This is a genomic window from Cryobacterium sp. TMT2-14, assembly GCF_004402465.1.
GTDB lineage: Bacteria > Actinomycetota > Actinomycetes > Actinomycetales > Microbacteriaceae > Cryobacterium > Cryobacterium sandaracinum.
Genome location: NZ_SOFV01000025.1, coordinates 1 through 17,050, shown reverse-complemented (window position 1 = coordinate 17,050; position 17,050 = coordinate 1). Strand labels below are relative to the sequence as shown.

Annotated in this window: 16 protein-coding genes; 5 read left to right on the top strand and 11 right to left on the bottom strand. The window is 68.1% G+C overall.

What is annotated here, in order from left to right:
• The first annotated feature begins 66 nt into the window (after window positions 1-66).
• Together E3O28_RS09780 and E3O28_RS09775 are read left to right on the top strand one after the other, a co-directional pair.
• On the top strand, window positions 67-492 hold the full coding sequence (locus E3O28_RS09780) for an OsmC family peroxiredoxin (protein ID WP_104101161.1): 426 nt from the start codon (window positions 67-69) through the stop codon (window positions 490-492).
• Window positions 493-508: 16 nt separating this feature from the next.
• Entirely contained in the window at window positions 509-1,399 is an 891-nt protein-coding gene (locus E3O28_RS09775; RefSeq protein WP_134415804.1) for a TIGR01777 family oxidoreductase, read from the top strand.
• Window positions 1,400-1,661: 262 nt separating this feature from the next.
• Here the strand turns inward: E3O28_RS09775 and E3O28_RS09770 are convergent, their stop codons facing one another.
• Together E3O28_RS09770 and dapB are read right to left on the bottom strand one after the other, a co-directional pair.
• Window positions 1,662-2,099: a tetratricopeptide repeat protein gene (locus tag E3O28_RS09770; RefSeq protein WP_104101156.1), complete on the bottom strand. Its 438-nt coding sequence runs from the start codon at window positions 2,097-2,099 to the stop codon at window positions 1,662-1,664.
• Window positions 2,096-2,878 (bottom strand): 4-hydroxy-tetrahydrodipicolinate reductase, encoded by a 783-nt coding sequence (gene dapB / locus E3O28_RS09765; RefSeq protein WP_104101153.1) that lies wholly within the window; start codon window positions 2,876-2,878, stop codon window positions 2,096-2,098. The genes E3O28_RS09770 and dapB overlap by 4 nt, the downstream gene beginning before the upstream one ends.
• Window positions 2,879-2,922: 44 nt before the next feature.
• Here dapB and E3O28_RS09760 point away from each other — a divergent pair, with 44 nt between their 5' ends.
• A complete protein-coding gene (locus tag E3O28_RS09760; RefSeq protein WP_134401907.1) occupies window positions 2,923-3,489 on the top strand; it encodes a GNAT family N-acetyltransferase in 567 nt (188 codons plus the stop codon).
• Here the strand turns inward: E3O28_RS09760 and E3O28_RS09755 are convergent.
• The 3 genes from E3O28_RS09755 to E3O28_RS09745 form a co-directional block, all read right to left on the bottom strand.
• A complete protein-coding gene (locus E3O28_RS09755) occupies window positions 3,486-4,088 on the bottom strand; it encodes a histidine phosphatase family protein (protein ID WP_104101149.1) in 603 nt (200 codons plus the stop codon). The genes E3O28_RS09760 and E3O28_RS09755 overlap by 4 nt on opposite strands.
• Window positions 4,089-4,231: 143 nt before the next feature.
• On the bottom strand, window positions 4,232-5,587 hold the full coding sequence (locus E3O28_RS09750; protein ID WP_134415802.1) for a pitrilysin family protein: 1,356 nt from the start codon (window positions 5,585-5,587) through the stop codon (window positions 4,232-4,234).
• A gap of 110 nt (window positions 5,588-5,697) precedes the next feature.
• Window positions 5,698-6,795, bottom strand: coding sequence for an aldo/keto reductase (locus E3O28_RS09745; RefSeq protein ID WP_134415800.1), 1,098 nt, complete (start codon window positions 6,793-6,795; stop codon window positions 5,698-5,700).
• A gap of 242 nt (window positions 6,796-7,037) precedes the next feature.
• On the opposite strand from E3O28_RS09745, the gene E3O28_RS09740 reads away from it, so the two are divergent.
• Window positions 7,038-8,657, top strand: a complete 1,620-nt coding sequence (locus E3O28_RS09740; RefSeq protein ID WP_134415798.1) for a peptide chain release factor 3 — start codon at window positions 7,038-7,040, stop codon at window positions 8,655-8,657.
• A gap of 183 nt (window positions 8,658-8,840) precedes the next feature.
• Here E3O28_RS09740 and E3O28_RS09735 read toward each other — a convergent pair whose 3' ends face one another.
• Together E3O28_RS09735 and E3O28_RS09730 are read right to left on the bottom strand one after the other, a co-directional pair.
• Window positions 8,841-10,883 (bottom strand): transglycosylase domain-containing protein, encoded by a 2,043-nt coding sequence (locus tag E3O28_RS09735; protein ID WP_166784792.1) that lies wholly within the window; start codon window positions 10,881-10,883, stop codon window positions 8,841-8,843.
• 135 nt (window positions 10,884-11,018) lie between these two features.
• Entirely contained in the window at window positions 11,019-12,707 is a 1,689-nt protein-coding gene (locus tag E3O28_RS09730; RefSeq protein ID WP_233191417.1) for a ribonuclease J, read from the bottom strand.
• Between the two features lie 332 nt (window positions 12,708-13,039).
• Between E3O28_RS09730 and E3O28_RS09725 the strand changes: the two genes are divergently transcribed.
• Window positions 13,040-13,543, top strand: coding sequence for a glutathione peroxidase (locus tag E3O28_RS09725; protein ID WP_134415794.1), 504 nt, complete (start codon window positions 13,040-13,042; stop codon window positions 13,541-13,543).
• 272 nt (window positions 13,544-13,815) lie between these two features.
• Here the strand turns inward: E3O28_RS09725 and E3O28_RS09720 are convergent, their stop codons facing one another.
• From E3O28_RS09720 to E3O28_RS09705, 4 genes are all read right to left on the bottom strand, one after another.
• Window positions 13,816-14,679 (bottom strand): CoA ester lyase, encoded by an 864-nt coding sequence (locus E3O28_RS09720; RefSeq protein WP_104101138.1) that lies wholly within the window; start codon window positions 14,677-14,679, stop codon window positions 13,816-13,818.
• Window positions 14,676-15,161 carry a MaoC family dehydratase gene (locus E3O28_RS09715; RefSeq protein WP_134401911.1) on the bottom strand — a complete coding sequence of 162 codons (486 nt, stop codon included), beginning with the start codon at window positions 15,159-15,161 and terminating at the stop codon, window positions 14,676-14,678. Before E3O28_RS09715 ends, E3O28_RS09720 begins: the two co-directional genes overlap by 4 nt.
• Before the next feature lie 11 nt (window positions 15,162-15,172).
• Window positions 15,173-16,339, bottom strand: coding sequence for an acyl-CoA dehydrogenase family protein (locus E3O28_RS09710; protein WP_104101134.1), 1,167 nt, complete (start codon window positions 16,337-16,339; stop codon window positions 15,173-15,175).
• A partial coding sequence (locus tag E3O28_RS09705; protein WP_134415792.1) for a biotin/lipoyl-containing protein occupies window positions 16,336-17,050 on the bottom strand: 715 nt, incomplete at its 5' end. The genes E3O28_RS09710 and E3O28_RS09705, both read right to left, overlap by 4 nt.

Here is a 17,050-nt window from a genome sequence, read left to right as displayed (position 1 = left end):
TGAGAGTGAACCCTATGTGGGCCGAGGCGACAGTTAGGCTGAAGCTTCACCTCAGGAGGCAACATCATGGCACTCACCAGCGAAGCAACAACTGTCTGGACCGGCGATCTGAAGTCCGGCAGCGGTACCGTCACCCTCGACTCCTCCAAGACCGCCGAGTTCCCGGTCACCTGGCAGGCCCGGTCCGTCGGCACCCCGAACACCACCAACCCGGAAGAGCTTCTCGGAGCCGCCCACGCGGCCTGCTTCTCGATGGCGCTGGCCAACGGCCTCAGCGCCGGCGGACACACTCCGGACAGCATCCAGACCACCGCGGCCGTAACCTTCGAAGCCGGCGTCGGCGTGGTGGGCAGCCACCTCCTGGTCAGCGCCAAGATCCCCGGCCTGACCGAAGAGGAGTTCGCGGTCTACGCCGAGGACGCCAAGGCCAACTGCCCGGTTTCGAAGGCGCTCGCGGGCATCCCGATCACCATCGAAGCCGAGCTGGCGTAGGCGCGGCCCGCACACAATGCGAGTTCTCGTCTCCGGTGCGTCCGGACTGATCGGCACCGAGCTGAGCGCACAGCTGCGCGCGGCCGGCCACACCGTGGCCCGCCTGGTGCGCCGCGATCCGCGCGGGGCCGATGAATTCCGCTGGGACCCGGCCGCGCTGAGCATGGACCAGGGCGCCCTCGACGGCGCCGACGCCGTGATCAACCTGTCGGGGGCATCCATCGCCCGTCTGCCGTGGACGAAGGCCTATCGCCGGGAGATCCGTGACTCGAGGGTGCAGGCCACACGCACGCTGACGGATGCCATGGGCCGGCAGGCGACACCGCCAGCCGTGCTGCTCAATGCGTCGGCCGTGGGCATCTACGGCGACCGTCCGAGCGAGGTGCTCACCGAGAACTCCCCGGCCGGCAACGATTTTCTGGCGAAAGTCACCAGAGACTGGGAGGCCGAGGCCGCACGTGCGCCGGAGTCGACCCGTGTCGTCACCCTCCGCACCGGGCTGGTCATCGCCCGCGGCGGCGCCCTGAAGCCACTTCTGCCGATCGTCAAGCTTGGCCTGGGCGGCCCGCTCGGCCGCGGCACCCAGCACTGGCCGTGGATCAGCCTGCACGACGAGGCCGCGGCCGTCGTGCACCTGCTCACCTCGACGCTGTCGGGTCCGGTCAACCTGGTCGGCCCGACACCGGCCACCGCGAACGACGTCATCCGGGCCGTTTCAGCCGGGCTGCACCGCCCGTTCCTGGTGCCGGTGCCGGAATTCGTGCTGACGCTCGCACTGCAGGATGCCGCTCGCGCACTGCTGCTCGCCGACCAGCAGATCGTGCCGGAGAGGCTGCACACAGACGGTTTCGTCTTCACCCACAAAACCGCGGCCGAGGCCGTGGCCTGGATGCTCAGCCGCCCGTAGTTCTGACGGTTCGCGGCCTCGGACGGCCAAGGCGCCACCCTGCCCGGGGTTCGGGCGCGGTCGGGGATGCGGGCGCGGTCGCAGCGGGCCGAGGGCATCCGTCGCGACGTAAACTCGGAGAATTTCGGGACACGCCGCATTTTTCGGTTGCTCCGGCGGCGTGTCGCGAAAAACTTTGCATTTAGCGCGCGGTGATGGATGCCGGTGAGCTGGTTCGAGGGCCGGGTCATCGATTTTCGACGGGCTCACGCACCGGTGGAGGCTAGGCGCGCTCGAGGGAGATCGCGGTACGGATGGCGCCGCGGGCGCGACGGCGGTCCCCCGATGAGTTGTAGGCCAGGCCGAGCCTGAACCAGGCGCGCCAGTCGTCGGGGGCGGCATCGACGGCCGCCCGGTAGATCGGGAATTCAGCGTCGGCCTCGTCCCGCATGGGGCGTCCGCTCGGCCTGATCGGCAGTTCTTCGACGGGGAGCCCGCCCTCGGCCTCCAGCCGGCGCACGAGCCGCTCGGAGTTGCGCCCGAACCGGAGTTCGGCGACCAGCGCCCAGACTCCGACCAACGGGAGCACGAGAAGCGCCACCCCGATCACGATGCCGATGATTTCGCCGCTCTGCAGGAATAACACCGCTCGCCAGCCGACGAGGACCAGGTAGAAGACCAGCAGCAGGGCCATCAGGCCGGCGGCAAGCCGGCCCTTCATACGGCGGCCTCACCCGGGTGGGCAGTTGTGGCCGTCGTCGGCGCACCCAGTCCGAGATCGATGATCTGGTCAAGCCCGACGGTGACGCCGACGGCCGTGCGGGTGGCCGCCAGGGCCAGCAGGATGCCACGTTCGTAGGATGCGGCCGACAGGGTGTTGTGGCTGATCGTGAGGGTCTCCCCCGCACCGCCGAAGAACACGTCCTGGCGGGCGAGCATGCCGTCGAGGCGCAGGCTGTGCACGGGAATGCTCGACACCTGCTGGCCACGAGCGCGCTGGTCGGTGTGCGGCGCCGACACCGGCCCGATTTCGGCCCTGGCCCGCCCGATCAGTTCGGCGGTGCGCACGGCCGTGCCCGACGGAGAGTCCACCTTGCCGGCCCGGTGGGCCTCGACGATCTCGATCGAGTCGAAGAAACGGGCGACGAGCACCGACAGGCCGGTCGCGATGACCGACGCCATCGAGAAGTTGGGGATGATGACGACGCCGATCTCATTCTGCCCGGCGAGGCGGGCGGAGAGGGCGTCGATGCGGTACTGCGACCAGCCGGAGGTGCCCACGAGCACGCGCAGGCCGTGGTCCACTGCGAAGTCGACCACGCTTTGACTGACCCCGGGCAGGGTCAGGTCGATCACGATCTCCGCGCCGATCATCTCGGAGAGGTCGCTCTTCGAGTTCAGGCCGGCGACGAGGACGTACTCCTCGGACTGCTCGACGAGACCCGAGACCAAGCGGCCCATCGTTCCCGATACGCCGACGATGGCCACCCGTGTTTTCATGGGTCCAATCTATCAATCGCGGGGCATCGAGTTAGCCTTGGGCCATGCCTGACTCCCCCGCCCTTGCCTTCACCGCTGTGTCGGTGACGGATGCCGGCTCCATCGTGCTGCTCACCCAGTACTTCAGCGATCGGGAGTCGGGCTTCCCGGCCGCGCAGGGCCGGTACCGCACCACGTTCCCCGATCCGGTCCAGTTCCTGCCGCCGTCCGGGGTGTTCCTGTTGGTCAGCGAGCAAATGGGACCGGCCGAACGAGCGTTTGTGGGGTGTGGCGGCATCCGTCGTCTCGAGGACTCCCCGGCCGGAAATGTGCGGTTCGAGATCAAGCATCTCTGGCTGCAGCCGCAGGTGCGCGGGCGCGGCTGGGGGCAGTCGCTGCTGACCGAGCTCGAACGGCGCGCCCGGGAGTTCGGCGCCGACGACGTCGTGCTCGACACCAACGCGAGCCTGACCGCGGCCGGAGCACTCTACGCGCGGTCGGGCTACGAGTCCTGCGCGCCGTATAACGACAACCCGAATGCCACGACCTGGTATCGCAAGAGCCTCACCCGGAAGACGGACGGAGCCGGGCCAGCCGAGAGCCGGCCGCCCGGAACCCGCCTATCCACCTAGAACAGGAGCGGGTCCGGCAGACCGGTGCGCAGCTCCACGGGGAGGTGCCCGGTGTCGTTGTGGGTCAGCAGCGTCCAGGGCCGGCCCGGTTTTTGGTGCAGCACGGTGAGGCCGCAGTTCGCCTGGTTGATGCTGATCCACCGCCAGTCCGGGGCGCCCAGTACCTCCCGCACGAACCAAGCGATGACGAAGTTGTGGGTGATCAGCAGGTCGTGGCGTTCGCCGCGGCGCGGCTGGAGGAACTCGGCCACGGCGTCGCCCATCTGCGCGCTGCCGGCCTCGATGTCGGCCTCAGTGACCCTGCCGAAGAACGGCGCATAGGCCGACGGCGTCTCCGGCGCCCTGCCGGAGGGGATGCAGTCGAAGAGCAGCGGGCTGGGCACCGAGGTCAGAGCCGGCAGTCGCTGCGCGATGATTTTCGCCGTGTCGGCGGCGCGCTGCAGCGGGGAGTGCCAGGCGTCCGTGAACGGCACGCCGCCGAGACGCTCGGCGATCAGCTGAGCCTGCCGGGTGCCGCGCGCGGACAGAGGCCCGTCGGGCATGCCGTGCTCGGCATCCTGCTGTTCACCGTGACGAACGAGGTAAATGTAATGGTGCAAGGGGATCTCTCTCAGTCAGGAGCCGCACATCAGCGTGTGGCCCCGGCTTTGGGTCTCGGTGGTTCTGGGCATTCAGTATCTGGGCACTGAGTTTTTGGGCTCCGAGTTTTTGGGTACCGAGTTTCTGGGCTCGACCGTTCTGCTCAGGAGGGCACGAAGGTCGGCAGGATCGCGGCGAAGACGTCGTCGTCGAGCGCGCCGACCGCGGAGATGGAGAGCGAGCCGGCGGCCAGTTCGGCGGCGAGGTTCTGAACGTTGTCGGCCGTGACGCGCGCGAGCCGGCGGAGGGCCTCGTCGAGGTCGATGAACTCGCCGAGGGTGATTTCGGCGCGGCCCAGCCGGGACATCCGGGTATCGGAGTCTTCAAGGGCGAGAGCGGATGCGCCGGACAACTGACCCGCGGCCCGCTTCATCTCGTCGGCCGTGACGCCGTTGTCGGCGAGTCGGTGCAGCTCGCCCAGCATCAGCTCGGCCACCTGGCCGGACTTCGCCGGGGTGCAGCCCGCGTACATGCCGAACAGTCCCGCATCCGAGTAGCCGGGCGCGAAGGAGTAGACCGAGTAGGCCAGACCGCGCTTCTCGCGGATCTCCTGGAACAGGCGCGAGGACATGCCCCCGCCGAAGATCGAGGTGAGCACGCTCATGGTGACGCGCCGCTCGTCGGTGGCCAGGAGGCCGGGGAAGCCCATCAGAATGTTCGCCTGTTCGAGCGGGCGGCGCACGATGGTGACCGGATCACCCTGACTGAGGGCGGCGGGGGCTCCGGACCGGCGGCCGACCGGGGGCGCGAAAACACTGAGGTCCCAGCCGGCGAGGGCGAGGGACCGGGTGACTGCTGCGACCAGCACGTCGTGGTCGACCGCGCCGGCCACGGTGACGACCAAGTCTTGTGGGCGGTAGTTCGCCCGGTAGTGCTCTAGAACGGCGGCATGGGTGGCCGCACGGATCGTGTCGGGACTGCCGCCGATCGGGCGCCCGAGCGCGTGATCTCCCATGACCGCCTCGAAAAAGCGCTCATTGGCGACGTCGGCCGGGTCGTCGTCGGCCATGGCCAGCTCTTCGAGGATGACGCCCCGCTCGTTCTCAAACTCAACCGGGTCGAGCAGCGACGACGTGAGCATGTCGGTGAGCACCTCGACCGCCATCGGCAGGTCTCGGTCTTGCACCTTGGCGTAGTAGCAGGTGTATTCCTTGGCCGTCATCGCGTTGTGCTCACCGCCGACCGAGTCGAAGGCGATCGCGATGTCGAGGGCGGTGCGCTTGGCGGTGCCCTTGAACAGAAGGTGTTCCAGAAAGTGGGTGGACCCGAAGTGGCCGGGCTCCTCGTCGCGGGAGCCGACCGCGACCCAGAAGCCGATGGTCAGGCTGCGGCTGCCGGGAACGTGTTCCGACACGATGCGCACACCGCTCGGCAGCACGCTGCGGCGCACCAGGGAATCACCTGCCGCGCGGAACGAGAGTTCGGGCAGATCCAGAGAGAATTCGACGGCACCGTTCATGACTAGACCACCTTACGTCACGGCGCCGACGCGGCCCGGGTGCCGACACCGGTGTTCGGCCGGCACCGGTGCGTCAGGCCGAGATCCGGTGTTCGGCCGGCACCGGTGCGTCAGGCCGAGATCCGGTCGAGGTCCACCATGTCGCTGCGGGTCAGACGGATGCCGGCCGCCGTCACGAGGGCGTCGACCTGTTCGGGCTGGCTGGCACTGGCCACCGGCGCCACGACCGGCCCCCGTGCGAGCAGCCACGCGATCGCGATCGCCGCCGGCGGCGCCTCGTGCTCCTCGGCGATGCGGTCCAGCACCGCGAGCACGCGGAATCCGCTGCGGTTGCGGTATCGGGCGCCGCGGGAGCTGCGAGTGGTCTTCTCCAGATCGGTCTTCGACCGGTACCGGCCGGCCAGAAATCCGTGGGCGAGCGCGAAATAGGGGAGCACCGCCATTCCCTGGGCGCGGGTGACGAGGGCGAGAGAGGATTCGAATGCGGTGCGGTGCAGGAGGCTGTACTGCGTTTGCAGGGCAACGAAGCGGGGCAGGCCGTTCGCCGCGAGAACCCGGGCCTCCATCAGGCGTTCGGCGGAGAAGTTGGAGGCGGCGAGGTAGCGCACCTGACCGCGGCGCATGAGCACATCGACGGCGCCGAGGCTCTCTTCCAGCGGCACGGTCGGGTCGTCGAAGTGGAAGTGCAGCAGGTCGATGTAATCCGTCCCCAGCCGGTCGAGGGAGGCGTGCACGGCGCCGATGATGCTGCGGGAGGAGAGCCCGGGGTTGTCGAGGTTCTTGCCGATCTTGGTGGCGATGACGGTGCTGTCGCGAGTTCGGCGCGAGCGCAGCCAGGACCCGATGATCACCTCGCTGCGGCCGGAGGTGTAGCTGTCGGCCGTGTCGAGGAAGTTGCCGGCCAGGTCGCGGTGGCGGTCGAGGATGCGGTGGCTCGTGGCGCCGTCTGCCGTCCACCCGAACACGCTCGTGCCGAGTGCCAGCGGGTGCACGGTGAGGTCGGTGTCGGCAATCGTGCGGCGGAGCGCCAGGGGGGACGCCCCGGTCGCGGGGGCGGCCTGCGGGACGTACAGATCCGGGATCGCGAGCGGGGGCGGGGGCGAAAAAACCGCCTGCGGGGCGGTCGGGCTGGACGTCGAGATCGGAGCCGGGCCCTGTCCGGTCGGATGAGCGGGCAGGCTGGTGGTCGTACGGCGGGAACCATGCATGCCCGGACGCGGCATCCGTCGTCTCCCTTCGGTTGAGCCGAGGTTATCCCCGGGGCCGAACGTTGCGAAGGACACGCCTGGACCGTTACCAAACCGTGCGCGCATTGGGCCTGAACCCCGCCGCCGGAAGCGGAGAACCAGTTCCCAGAGTGTGAAGTTAGAATCGGGGGAACCGATTCCTGAGTAGCGGCCGCCCAGGCAACGCCCCCCGCCTGCCCGAATCATCCGCGAAAGAAGGATCCATGACGCAGCTCGCCGGCGTGTCCACGCCCGAGGTACTGAAAGAAGCGCGCAGGCGACGCACGTTCGCCGTGATTTCGCACCCCGACGCGGGGAAGTCGACGCTCACCGAGGCCCTGCTGCTGCACGCGCGGGCCATCACCACGGCCGGCGCCACGCACGGCAAGGCCGGCCGACGCGGCACCGTCTCCGACTGGATGGCGATGGAGCAGGCCCGCGGCATCTCCGTGACCAGCGCGGCGATCCAGTTCGAGTACCGCGACACCGTGATCAATCTGGTGGACACCCCCGGGCACGCCGACTTCTCCGAGGACACCTTCCGCGTGCTCTCCGCCGTCGACGCCGCAGTCATGCTCGTCGACGCCAGCAAGGGTCTCGAGGTGCAGACCATGAAGCTCTTCGAGGTGTGCAAGCAGCGCGGCCTCCCGGTGATCACGGTCATCAACAAGTGGGACCGTCCCGGTGCCGAGGCGCTGGACCTGATGGACGAGATCCGGGAGCGCACGGGACTCCTACCCACTCCCCTGACCTGGCCCGTCGGGATCGCCGGTGACTTCCGCGGCGTGATCGACCGGTCCTCGCACGAATTCATCCGCTTTCACCGCACCGCCGGCGGAACGAAAGCCGCCGAACCCGAGCGCTTGCGTGTGGCCGTCGCGGCCGCCGAGGAGGGCGCAGCCTGGGTCACCGCCACCGAGGAGTCCGAGCTGCTCGCCGAGGAGAGCCAGGACCACGATGAGGCCCGCTTCCTCGCGAACGAGACCACCCCGGTGCTGTTCGCCGCGGCCGTGCTCAACTTCGGCGTGCAGCACATTCTGGACACCCTCGTGGACTTCGCGCCGGCCGCGGAAGCCCGGGAGGACGCATCCGGTGGCCACCGCCCCGTGGACAGCGCCTTCTCCGGTTTCGTGTTCAAGGTGCAGTCCGGTATGAACGCCTCGCACCGCGACCACGTCGCGTTCGTGCGGGTCTGTTCGGGTCAGTTCCGGCGCGGGATGATCGTGACCCACGCGGCCAGCGGGCGGCCGTTCGCCACCAAGTACGCGCAGCACCTGTTCGGGCGCGAGCGGGAGGTGGCCGACGAGGCCTGGCCCGGCGACATCGTCGGCCTGGTCAATGCCTCCGCCCTACGGGTGGGCGACTCGATCTTCGAGATCGAATCGGTGGAATACCCGCCGCTGCCGATGTTCGCGCCCGAGCACTTCCGGGTGGTGCGGTCGGCGGACTCCAGCAAGCACAAGCAGTTCCGTCGCGGCATAGACCAGCTTGACCACGAGGGTGTCATTCAGGTGCTGCGGTCGGAGCTGCGCGGCGACCAGGCGCCGGTGCTCGGCGCGGTCGGGCCGATGCAGTTCGAGGTTGTGGAGGAACGGATGACCCACGACTTCGGCGCCGCCATTCGCACCGAGGCTCTGCCCTACCAGCTGGCCCGGCGCACCGACCGCGCGAGCGCCGAGATCCTCGGCCACGACCGCCAGGTCGAGGTGCTGATGCGCTCCGACGGCACGCTGCTCGCCCTGTTCAGCACTCCGTGGCGGCTGCGCAACACCGTGCGCGACCACCCCGAGCTGATGCTGGAAGACCTCGCCACGGGCAGCAACGAGGTCCCCGCCGCGTACTAGGCGAGTCGGTCCTGATTCGCAGGCCAGCAGCCCGAACGAATTCGACGGAGATTCTGCCGAAAACCGGCCCAAACCGGCCGGAAAACCGGATTCAGGCCAGAATCTCCGTCGCATTGGTTTGACGCCGCGAGGGCAGCGGCCAGCACGAGGGCAGCGGTCAGGCGGATGCCGTCGGGCATGGGGTCAGCGGGTCAGGTCGCGCGGCGGCTCCGTGAACTCGTCTCCGCCGTACTTTTCGTTCGCGACGCCCATCATCTCGGGCCACATCCGGTGCCGGGCCGTGGCCGCCTGCCCGCTCTCGAAATATGTCTCCCGCTGGTCTTCGCCGACCCCGGACACGTTCATGACGCCCACGATGGTGGCGACCTTCGTGCTCGCACCGGCCATCCAGGTGTCCCTGTTCTCATCGGTGGTGCCGGTCTTGCCGATCATCGGCACCTGCGGGTCGGTGTCGTAGTACGACGGGCTACCCGAGCCTCTGGTCATCACGCGCTCCATCGCGTAGCTCATGGCCGCGGCAACCTCGGGGGTGACGGACTGCGTGCAATTCGACTGCGGGGCGGGAAGTTCGGCTCCGTCGGGGCCGGTGATCCGGTCGATCACGATCGGCGTGCAGGTGACGCCATTGTTGGCGATCCCCGCGTAGGCGGCGGCCATCGTCAGCGGCGCGATCTCGTTGGTGCCCAGCACCGCGGAAGCGCCCTGTTCCAGCGCGCCACCATCGGCGCGGTGCACGCCGAAGGCTTCGGCCGTCTTGCGGATGCCGCAGAGGTCGAGTTCCTTGGCCATTCCGATGAAGCCGGTATTGATCGAGTCGATGGTCGATTCCAGGGCGGAATAGGAGGAATCGTCATCCCAGGAGGAGTCGTTGCCGGGCGCAAAGCTCTCGCCGTAGTCCTGGGGACCGTTGCAACTGTCCCCGAAGGTTCCCCACTCGTCGCGTTCCCAGGCGCTGACCGAGTCGGCGAGCGAATTACCCTGAGTGAGCCATTCGGCGAGGGTGAAAACCTTGTAGGTCGACCCGGTCTGGAATCCGTTGGAGCCGCCCTGGTCGAGATCGGTGTTGTAGTTGATGCCGGTGAAGTTCGCTCCGGTGTCGGCCGGGTCCTGGCTATAGTCCTTGTTCTGGGTCATGGCCAGCACCCGCCCTGTACCGACGCCCACGCTCGTGATCACGCCGCCGACATCCCAGTCCTCGAAGGTCTTGGGCACGTTCTCGGCCATGGTGCTCTCTGCCGCGCTCTGCAGGACGGGGTCGAGGGTCGTGTACACGTTGTAGCCGCCGAGCCGGAAGTTGGCCAGGCGGGCATCGGCATCCGCCCCGAAGGCCGGATCGTTCCGGAGGGTCTGGAGCACCAGGTCGCAGAAGTAGGCGCTTCCGCCCGCGGTGCGGCACCCCGTGCTCGGTTCGGTGATGGTCGGTTCGATCGGAGCGCTGATCGCGGCGTCGTGGTCCGCCGTGCTGATCTTCTCGTTCTCCTGCATCTCGTCGAGGATGTAGTCACGGCGTTCTTTGTTGGCCGCGTACCCGTTGGCGGCGCCGTTGGTCGTGCTGTCGGGTTCGTCGAGCTGGAACTTGACCGGGTTGTTCACGATCGCGACGAGGCTCGCGGCCTGCGGCAGCGTCAGCGCGGCCGCGGTCGTGTTGAAATAGTAGTTGGCGGCCGCCTCGATGCCGTAGACGGATCCACCGAAGCCGGTGATGTTCAGGTACTGCCGCAGGATGTCGTCCTTGGAGGACTTCTTCTCCAGACCGACGGCGAGGCTCATTTCCTTGAGTTTGCGCCACGGGCTGGTCTCCGTGGCCGCGTCGTAGCAAATCATGCGCTCGGCGTCGTCGGAAAGGGCCTCGCACTGCTGCACGAGCACATTTTTCACGTACTGCTGGGTGATCGAGGATCCGCCGCGGACGTCGCCGGTGAACAGCGTGGTGACGGCGCCGGTGAGGCTGCCCCAGATGTTCACGCCGCCGTGCTCGTAGAATCCCGGGTCCTCGCCGGAGGTCGCCGCATCCTTCACGTACTGGCTGATCGCATCCGAACTCACTTCGACCCGGTTCTGGTCATAGAAGGAGGCGAGCAGATAGGGCGAACCGTCACTCGCGGTGGCGTAGATGTTGCTCTTCTGCGACAACCGACCGATTGACAGGTCGTCGGGCAGATTGACCACGGCCACGATCGCCGTCGTCGCCAGCAGGGCCACGACGACACTGAGCGCGATCAGCACACGCGAACGCCGTCGGGACCGACGGGCGTTTTTCCTACCGGACATTTCAGGGGTCATGAGCGCCGAGTCGTTTCTGGTTGCGAAGGAAGCGGGAGGGCCACCGGGCCGAACGGCCCGGCGGCCCGGCGGCTACAATCAGGCGTCGACGACGACCGAGGTGATGACCGGGATGCGGCGGTACTTGCGCTGCATCCAGCGGGTCAGACTCTGCGTGAAGATGTCTTCGAGCTCTGCGCCGTTGACGATCTTGACCTTGTTCGCGGCGCGCAGGGCGTCATCGATGGACTTGGTCGCGCCCTGGATCCACTCGTTGTCCTGCACGAAGCCGCGGGCGATGAACTCGACCGGCTCGGTGAGAAGCCCGGTTCGGGTGTCGAGGATGCCGAGGATCGTGACCGCGCCGTCGTTGGAGAGCTGCACGCGGTCGGCGAGAGCCTCCTCGGAGCCGCCGCCGCCGACCGTCATACCGTGCACGAAGACGAGCTCGGCAGCCACGCGGCCGGTGACTTTCGCGACACCGTCGACGAGGTCGACGACCACGCCGTCTTCGACGACGAGGACCTGGTCCTCGGGGACGCCCGTGCGGATGGCCAGATCGGCATTGGACTTGAGGTGGCGCCATTCGCCGTGGTACGGGATGACGTTCTTGGGTTTGACGATGTTGTAGACATAGACGAGTTCGCCGGCCGACGCATGGCCGGAGACGTGCACCTTGGCATTGCCCTTGTGCACGACGTTGGCACCCCAGCGGGTGAGGCCGTTGATGACCCGGTAAATCGAGTTCTCGTTTCCGGGGATCAGCGAACTGGCCAGCAGAACGGTGTCGCCCTCACCGATCTTGATGGTGTGCTCGCGGTTGGCCATGCGGGCCAGCGCGGCCATGGGCTCACCCTGCGAACCGGTGCAGATGAGGACGACCTTGTCGTCCTTCATCCGGTCGAAGGCCTTGACGTCAACCAAAAGGCCCTTGGGCACCTGCAGGAAGCCCAGTTTCTCGGCGATGCCCATGTTGCGCACCATCGAGCGGCCGACGAAGGCCACCTTGCGGTTGTGGCGGGCGGCGGCGTCGATGACCTGCTGGATGCGGTGCACGTGACTGGCGAAGCTGGAGACGATGATCCGGCGAGGAGCGGTGCGGAAGACGGCGTCGATGGCCGGGCGGATGTCTTCCTCGGTCACCGTGAACCCGGGAACCTCGGCGTTGGTCGAGTCGGTCAGAAACAGGTCGACGCCCTCTTCTCCGAGCCGGGCGAAGCCGGGGAGGTCGGTAAGGCGGTTGTCGAGGGGGAACTGGTCCATCTTGAAGTCGCCGGTGACGAGCACGAGGCCGGCCTCGGTGCGGATCGCGACGGCGAGTCCGTCGGGGATCGAGTGGTTCACGGCGAGGAACTCGAGGTCGAACGGGCCGGCCTTGCGGCGCTGACCCTCCTTGACCTCGATCAGGCGCGGCGTGATGCGGTGCTCTTCGAGCTTCGCTGTGACGAAGGCCAGGGTCAGCTGTGATCCGATGACGGGGATGTCCTTGCGCTCGCGCAGCAGGTACGGCACGCCGCCGATGTGGTCTTCGTGGCCGTGGGTGAGCACGATGGCCTCGATGTCCTGCAGGCGGTCGCGCAGCGACGAGAAGTCGGGCAGGATCACGTTGATGCCGGGCTGGGTCTCTTCGGGGAAGAGAACGCCGCAGTCCACGATCAGGAGCTTGCCCTTGTGTTCGAAGACCGTCATGTTGCGGCCGATCTCGCCGAGACCGCCGAGCGGGGTGACGCGGAGGCCGCGCCTGGGCAGCTGCGGCGGCGTGGACAGGTCGAGCGGGTGCTTGGTCAAAAAAACTCATTTCTCAATGTGAAAACGCGCGCGTCGCGTGCGTGTCTCGCGTAGTGGACCGTGGTCGGGTCCTGGTGAACGGATGTTCTGGTGAACAGATCGTGCAAAGTCTGGATTCGGGCGGCCGCGCCCGGGGCGGACGCTAATGTCCGATCGGGTCGGAGTCGAGGCTGAGTCCGAAGGCGGTGGCGTCAGGTCCGTGAAGTCATCGACACGGCAGTCGAGAGGGCACGGATGATGCTCATGACGCCTCATTCTATCGCAGCCTGGTCAGCCCCTTCACCGCTCCCCTGCCCAGCCTTCTCGAAGGCAGCACCGGTAGCGTCAGCCGCATGTTTGCCTCAGAGCTCTATTCGACCCCACTCACCCTCATCGACGGCACGGAAACGACCTTCGGCCAGTTCGGCGGCAAGGCCGTCCTGGTCGTGAACGTCGCCTCGAAATGTGGGTTCACTCCGCAGTACGCCGGTCTCGAAGCGCTCTACCAGAAGTACCAGAACGAGGGACTCGTTGTGCTCGGCCTTCCCTGCAACCAGTTCATGGGACAGGAGCCAGGGGCCGAGGCGGACATCGAGTCGTTCTGCCAGAAGAACTACGGCGTCACCTTCCCGCTGAGCGTGAAGGTCGACGTGCGCGGCAGGCACCAGCACCCGCTCTACGCTCAGCTGACCAAGTTCAAGTCGGGCCTGCTGCCCGGTCTGATCAAGTGGAACTTCGAGAAGTTCTTGGTGAGTCCCGAGGGTGAGATCGTCAACCGCTTCGCGTCGACGGTCGAGCCGGAGTCCGACGAGATCGTGCAGGCGATCGAGAAGACCCTCGCGGCCAACGCCGCCTAAGAGCCCACCGAGCCGGTTGACGCCCCTGGCTCCCCCGGGGTGGATGGGCCCAGGACGAGCCCGCGCGTGTGGTCAACTCAGGACATCCGTCGCCCTCGTGAACCTGCCGCCCCGGACCAGTGCGGAACCGGCGTGGATGCCCGGCGTGGCCAGACGTATCTCCTGACTAAGCCACAAGGCGCCGCGGATATGCCGCAGGGCTTACGCGGTTCGGGCAATCAGCGGTCGCCCCGCGCTGCGCCGTGAACGAATTCGACGCCGAACAGAGGCAGCTAGTGGTCCACCGAGTCGGCCGGAGCCGATCCCGTCGGAAATCCCGGTTCCGGCGGGACGGTCGCCGCCCGCCGCAGCACCGCTTCGGCGTGGCGCAGCAGGGGTGCGTCGATCATGCGCCCCTGGTAGGCGAACACGCCCCCCTCTCCCGCGGCCGCCTCCAGGATCTGCCACGCCGCCGTGACCTCGGCAGGCGTGGGCCGGTAGGCGGCCCGGATGACGGGCACCTGGCTGGGGTGGATGCAGGCGGTGGCGCGAAATCCGCTCGCGACCGCATCCACCACCTCGGCCTGCAGACCCTCGAGGTCGGGGATGGCCAAGAACACGCCGTCCACGGCCGCCTTGTCGTTGGCCCCGGCCGCCAGGAGCACAGCGGACCGAGCATGGCGGGCGATGGCGCGGTAGCTGCCGTCGGGGAACCGGCTCGAGCTGCCGCCGAGCGAGGCCACCAGGTCGTCGGCACCCCACATCAGCGCCACCACATTGGGCTCGGCCGCAATCGAGGGGGCGGCGAGCACCCCCGCGGCGGTCTCGCAGAGTGCGATCACCTCGAACCGGGCGAGAGCGGCGAGGTGGGCGGCACTCACGGTCTTCGGCAGCATCACGTAGCGGTACAGGGTGTCGTCGAGGGCGGCGAGGTCAAGCTGGAAGTCGGGCGTGTCGGCCGGGTTGACGCGCACGACAGTGCGTTCGGGGTCGAGCGGATGGCTGACCAGCAGGCCGCGAGCGCGTGCCCGGTTGCCGGGCAGGAGCGCATCCTCCAGGTCGAGGATCACGGCATCCGCCCGCTCCGCCGCCTTGCGATACCGGTCGGGGCGGTCGGCCGGGCAGAACAGCAGCGCGGGTCCAAGGTCGAAGCTCATTGAACGGCCGCCCGGCACCAGACCAGCACCGTGCGCTCGGCCGTGGCCACCACGTCGCCCTCCTGGTTATGACCGGTGTGCCGAAGCGTGACCAGCCCCTGGCCCGGCCGGGACGCCGACAGCCGGCGGGCGGTGACGATCGTGTCGGAGTAGAGGGTGTCGCCGTGGAAGAGCGGATGCGGGAACGTCACCTCCCCGAAGCCGAGGTTCGCCACGATCGTGCCCTGCGTCAGCTGCGCGACCGAACTGCCCACCAGCGTCGCCAACGTGAACATCGAGTTGACCAGGCGCTGCCCGAACGGCTGGGTGGCCGCCCACGCCGCGTCGAGGTGCAGTGCCTGCGAGTTCATGGTCAGCGTGCTGAAGAGCACGTTGTCGGCCTCGGTCACCGTGCGACCGGGGCTGTGCCGGTAGCGGGCCTCGAGGTCGAATTCCTCGTAATACAGCCCGCGCTGCTCGATCGTGCGTCGTTCGTCGCTCATTTTCCTCCCGCCTAACCGGTGAACCCAAGCGCCCGCGAGATGACCATCAGCTGAACCTCGGTAGTGCCTTCACCGAGCTCGAGCACCTTCGAGTCGCGGTAGTGCCTCGCCACCGGGTTCTCGTTCAGGAACCCGTAGCCGCCAAAGATCTGGGTCGCGTCGCGGGCGTTGTCCATGGCGGCTTCGCTTCCCACCATTTTGGCAATCGAGGCTTCCATTTTGAAGGGGTGTCCATGCACCATTTTCATGGCCGCGTCGTAGTAGGCGAGGCGGGCCGTGTACACGCGAGCCTGCATCCGTGCGATCTTGAACGCGATGTGCTGGTTGGAGCCGATCGACCGGCCGAACACATTGCGGGTGTTGGCGTAACGGATGGACTCCTCGAGGCAGCCCTGTGCCGCACCCGTGCACAGCGCGGCGAAGGCGATGCGCCCCTCGTCGAGGGTCTGCACGAAGTTGGCGAAGCCGCGGCCGCGTTCGCCGAGCAGGTTGGCCTCGGGCACGCGCACGTTCTCGAAGAGCAGCGGATGCGTGTCGGAGGTGTGCCAGCCCACCTTGTCATAAGCCGGCAGCGCCGTGAACCCCGGGGTCGGGGTGGGCACGAGGATGGCCGTGAGCTCCTTCTTCACCGAGCCGTCGGGGCGCTCGGACTCGCCGGTGACAGCTGTCACGGTGACCAGCCGGGTGATCTCGGAACCGGAGTTGGTGATGAACTGCTTCGTGCCGTTGATCACCCATTCACTGCCGGAAAGCTCGGCCGTGGTCTTCGTGCCGGCGGCGTCGGAGCCGGCATCCGCCTCGGTCAACCCGAACGCGGCGAGCGCACGCCCGCTGGTCAGCAGCGGCACCCACTCCTGCTTCTGCGCCTCGGTTCCGCGCCGGTAGACGGGCATGATGCCGAGCCCCACGCCGGCCTCGAGGGTGACGGCGATGGACTGGTCGACCCGGGCAAGCTGCTCGACCGCGAGGCAGAGCGCGAAGTAGTCCTGGCCCTGGCCGCCGTACTCCTTCGGGAATGGCAGGCCGAACAGGCCCAACTCCCCCATCTGGGCGATGATGTCATAGGGCAGGCTGCGCTTGGTGTCGTACTCGTAGGCGGCCGGCGCTACGACCATGTCGGCGAAGTCGCGCACGGTGTCGCTGAGCTGCTGCTGCTGCTCGGTCAGTTCCTGTTTCACGTTGGGTCTCCCTTGACTGGCGTGGCTGGTGGTGTGGCTTCCGTCCCGGTGGTCACGGCGGTGGCGGCGACTGTGGCGACGATCTGGTCGAGGCGCACGAGGTCACCCGGGCGCACGCCGATGGTGAGCCGGCCATCCGTTTCGGCCAGCAGATGGTGCTCCATTTTCATGGCCTCCACGGTGAGGATGCGCTGGCCGGCGACGATCAGGTCGCCCGTGGCGAGGTGCACGGCAACCACGGTCCCGGGCATCGGCGAGCGCACCTCCGGCCGGGCCGCCCCGGCCTCTCCCCCGGCCCGGTCGAGGCCGGTGAGGCGGTCGACGAGCTGCTCGGCCCGGGAGCGGTGCACCAGCTCGGTGCCAAAACCGCTCTGGCCGAGCCAGAGGCGCGGGCCGTCGGACACGAGCTGCAGCACCTCAAGGCGGCCGCCCAGTTCACAGGCGAAGGTATCGGCGTGGCCGGTGACGGGCGCGAGTCGGCCGGGAACGGGCATCCGTTCGTCGACGGCCACGGTCAGGCCGTCCGGGCCGGTCAGCACGGCAACGTCGACGGTTTCGGTGGCGCTGACCCGCAGGCTGTAGTGCACCGGCCGGGCCGGACCGAGCCGCCAGCCGCTCGGCTGTGCCCACAGGCCGGCGGCGGCGCTCGTCGTGCCGGTGCCCGCGGCGTCGGCGCCTGCGGCGGCAGTGCGGGCGGTGGCGGTGGCGGTG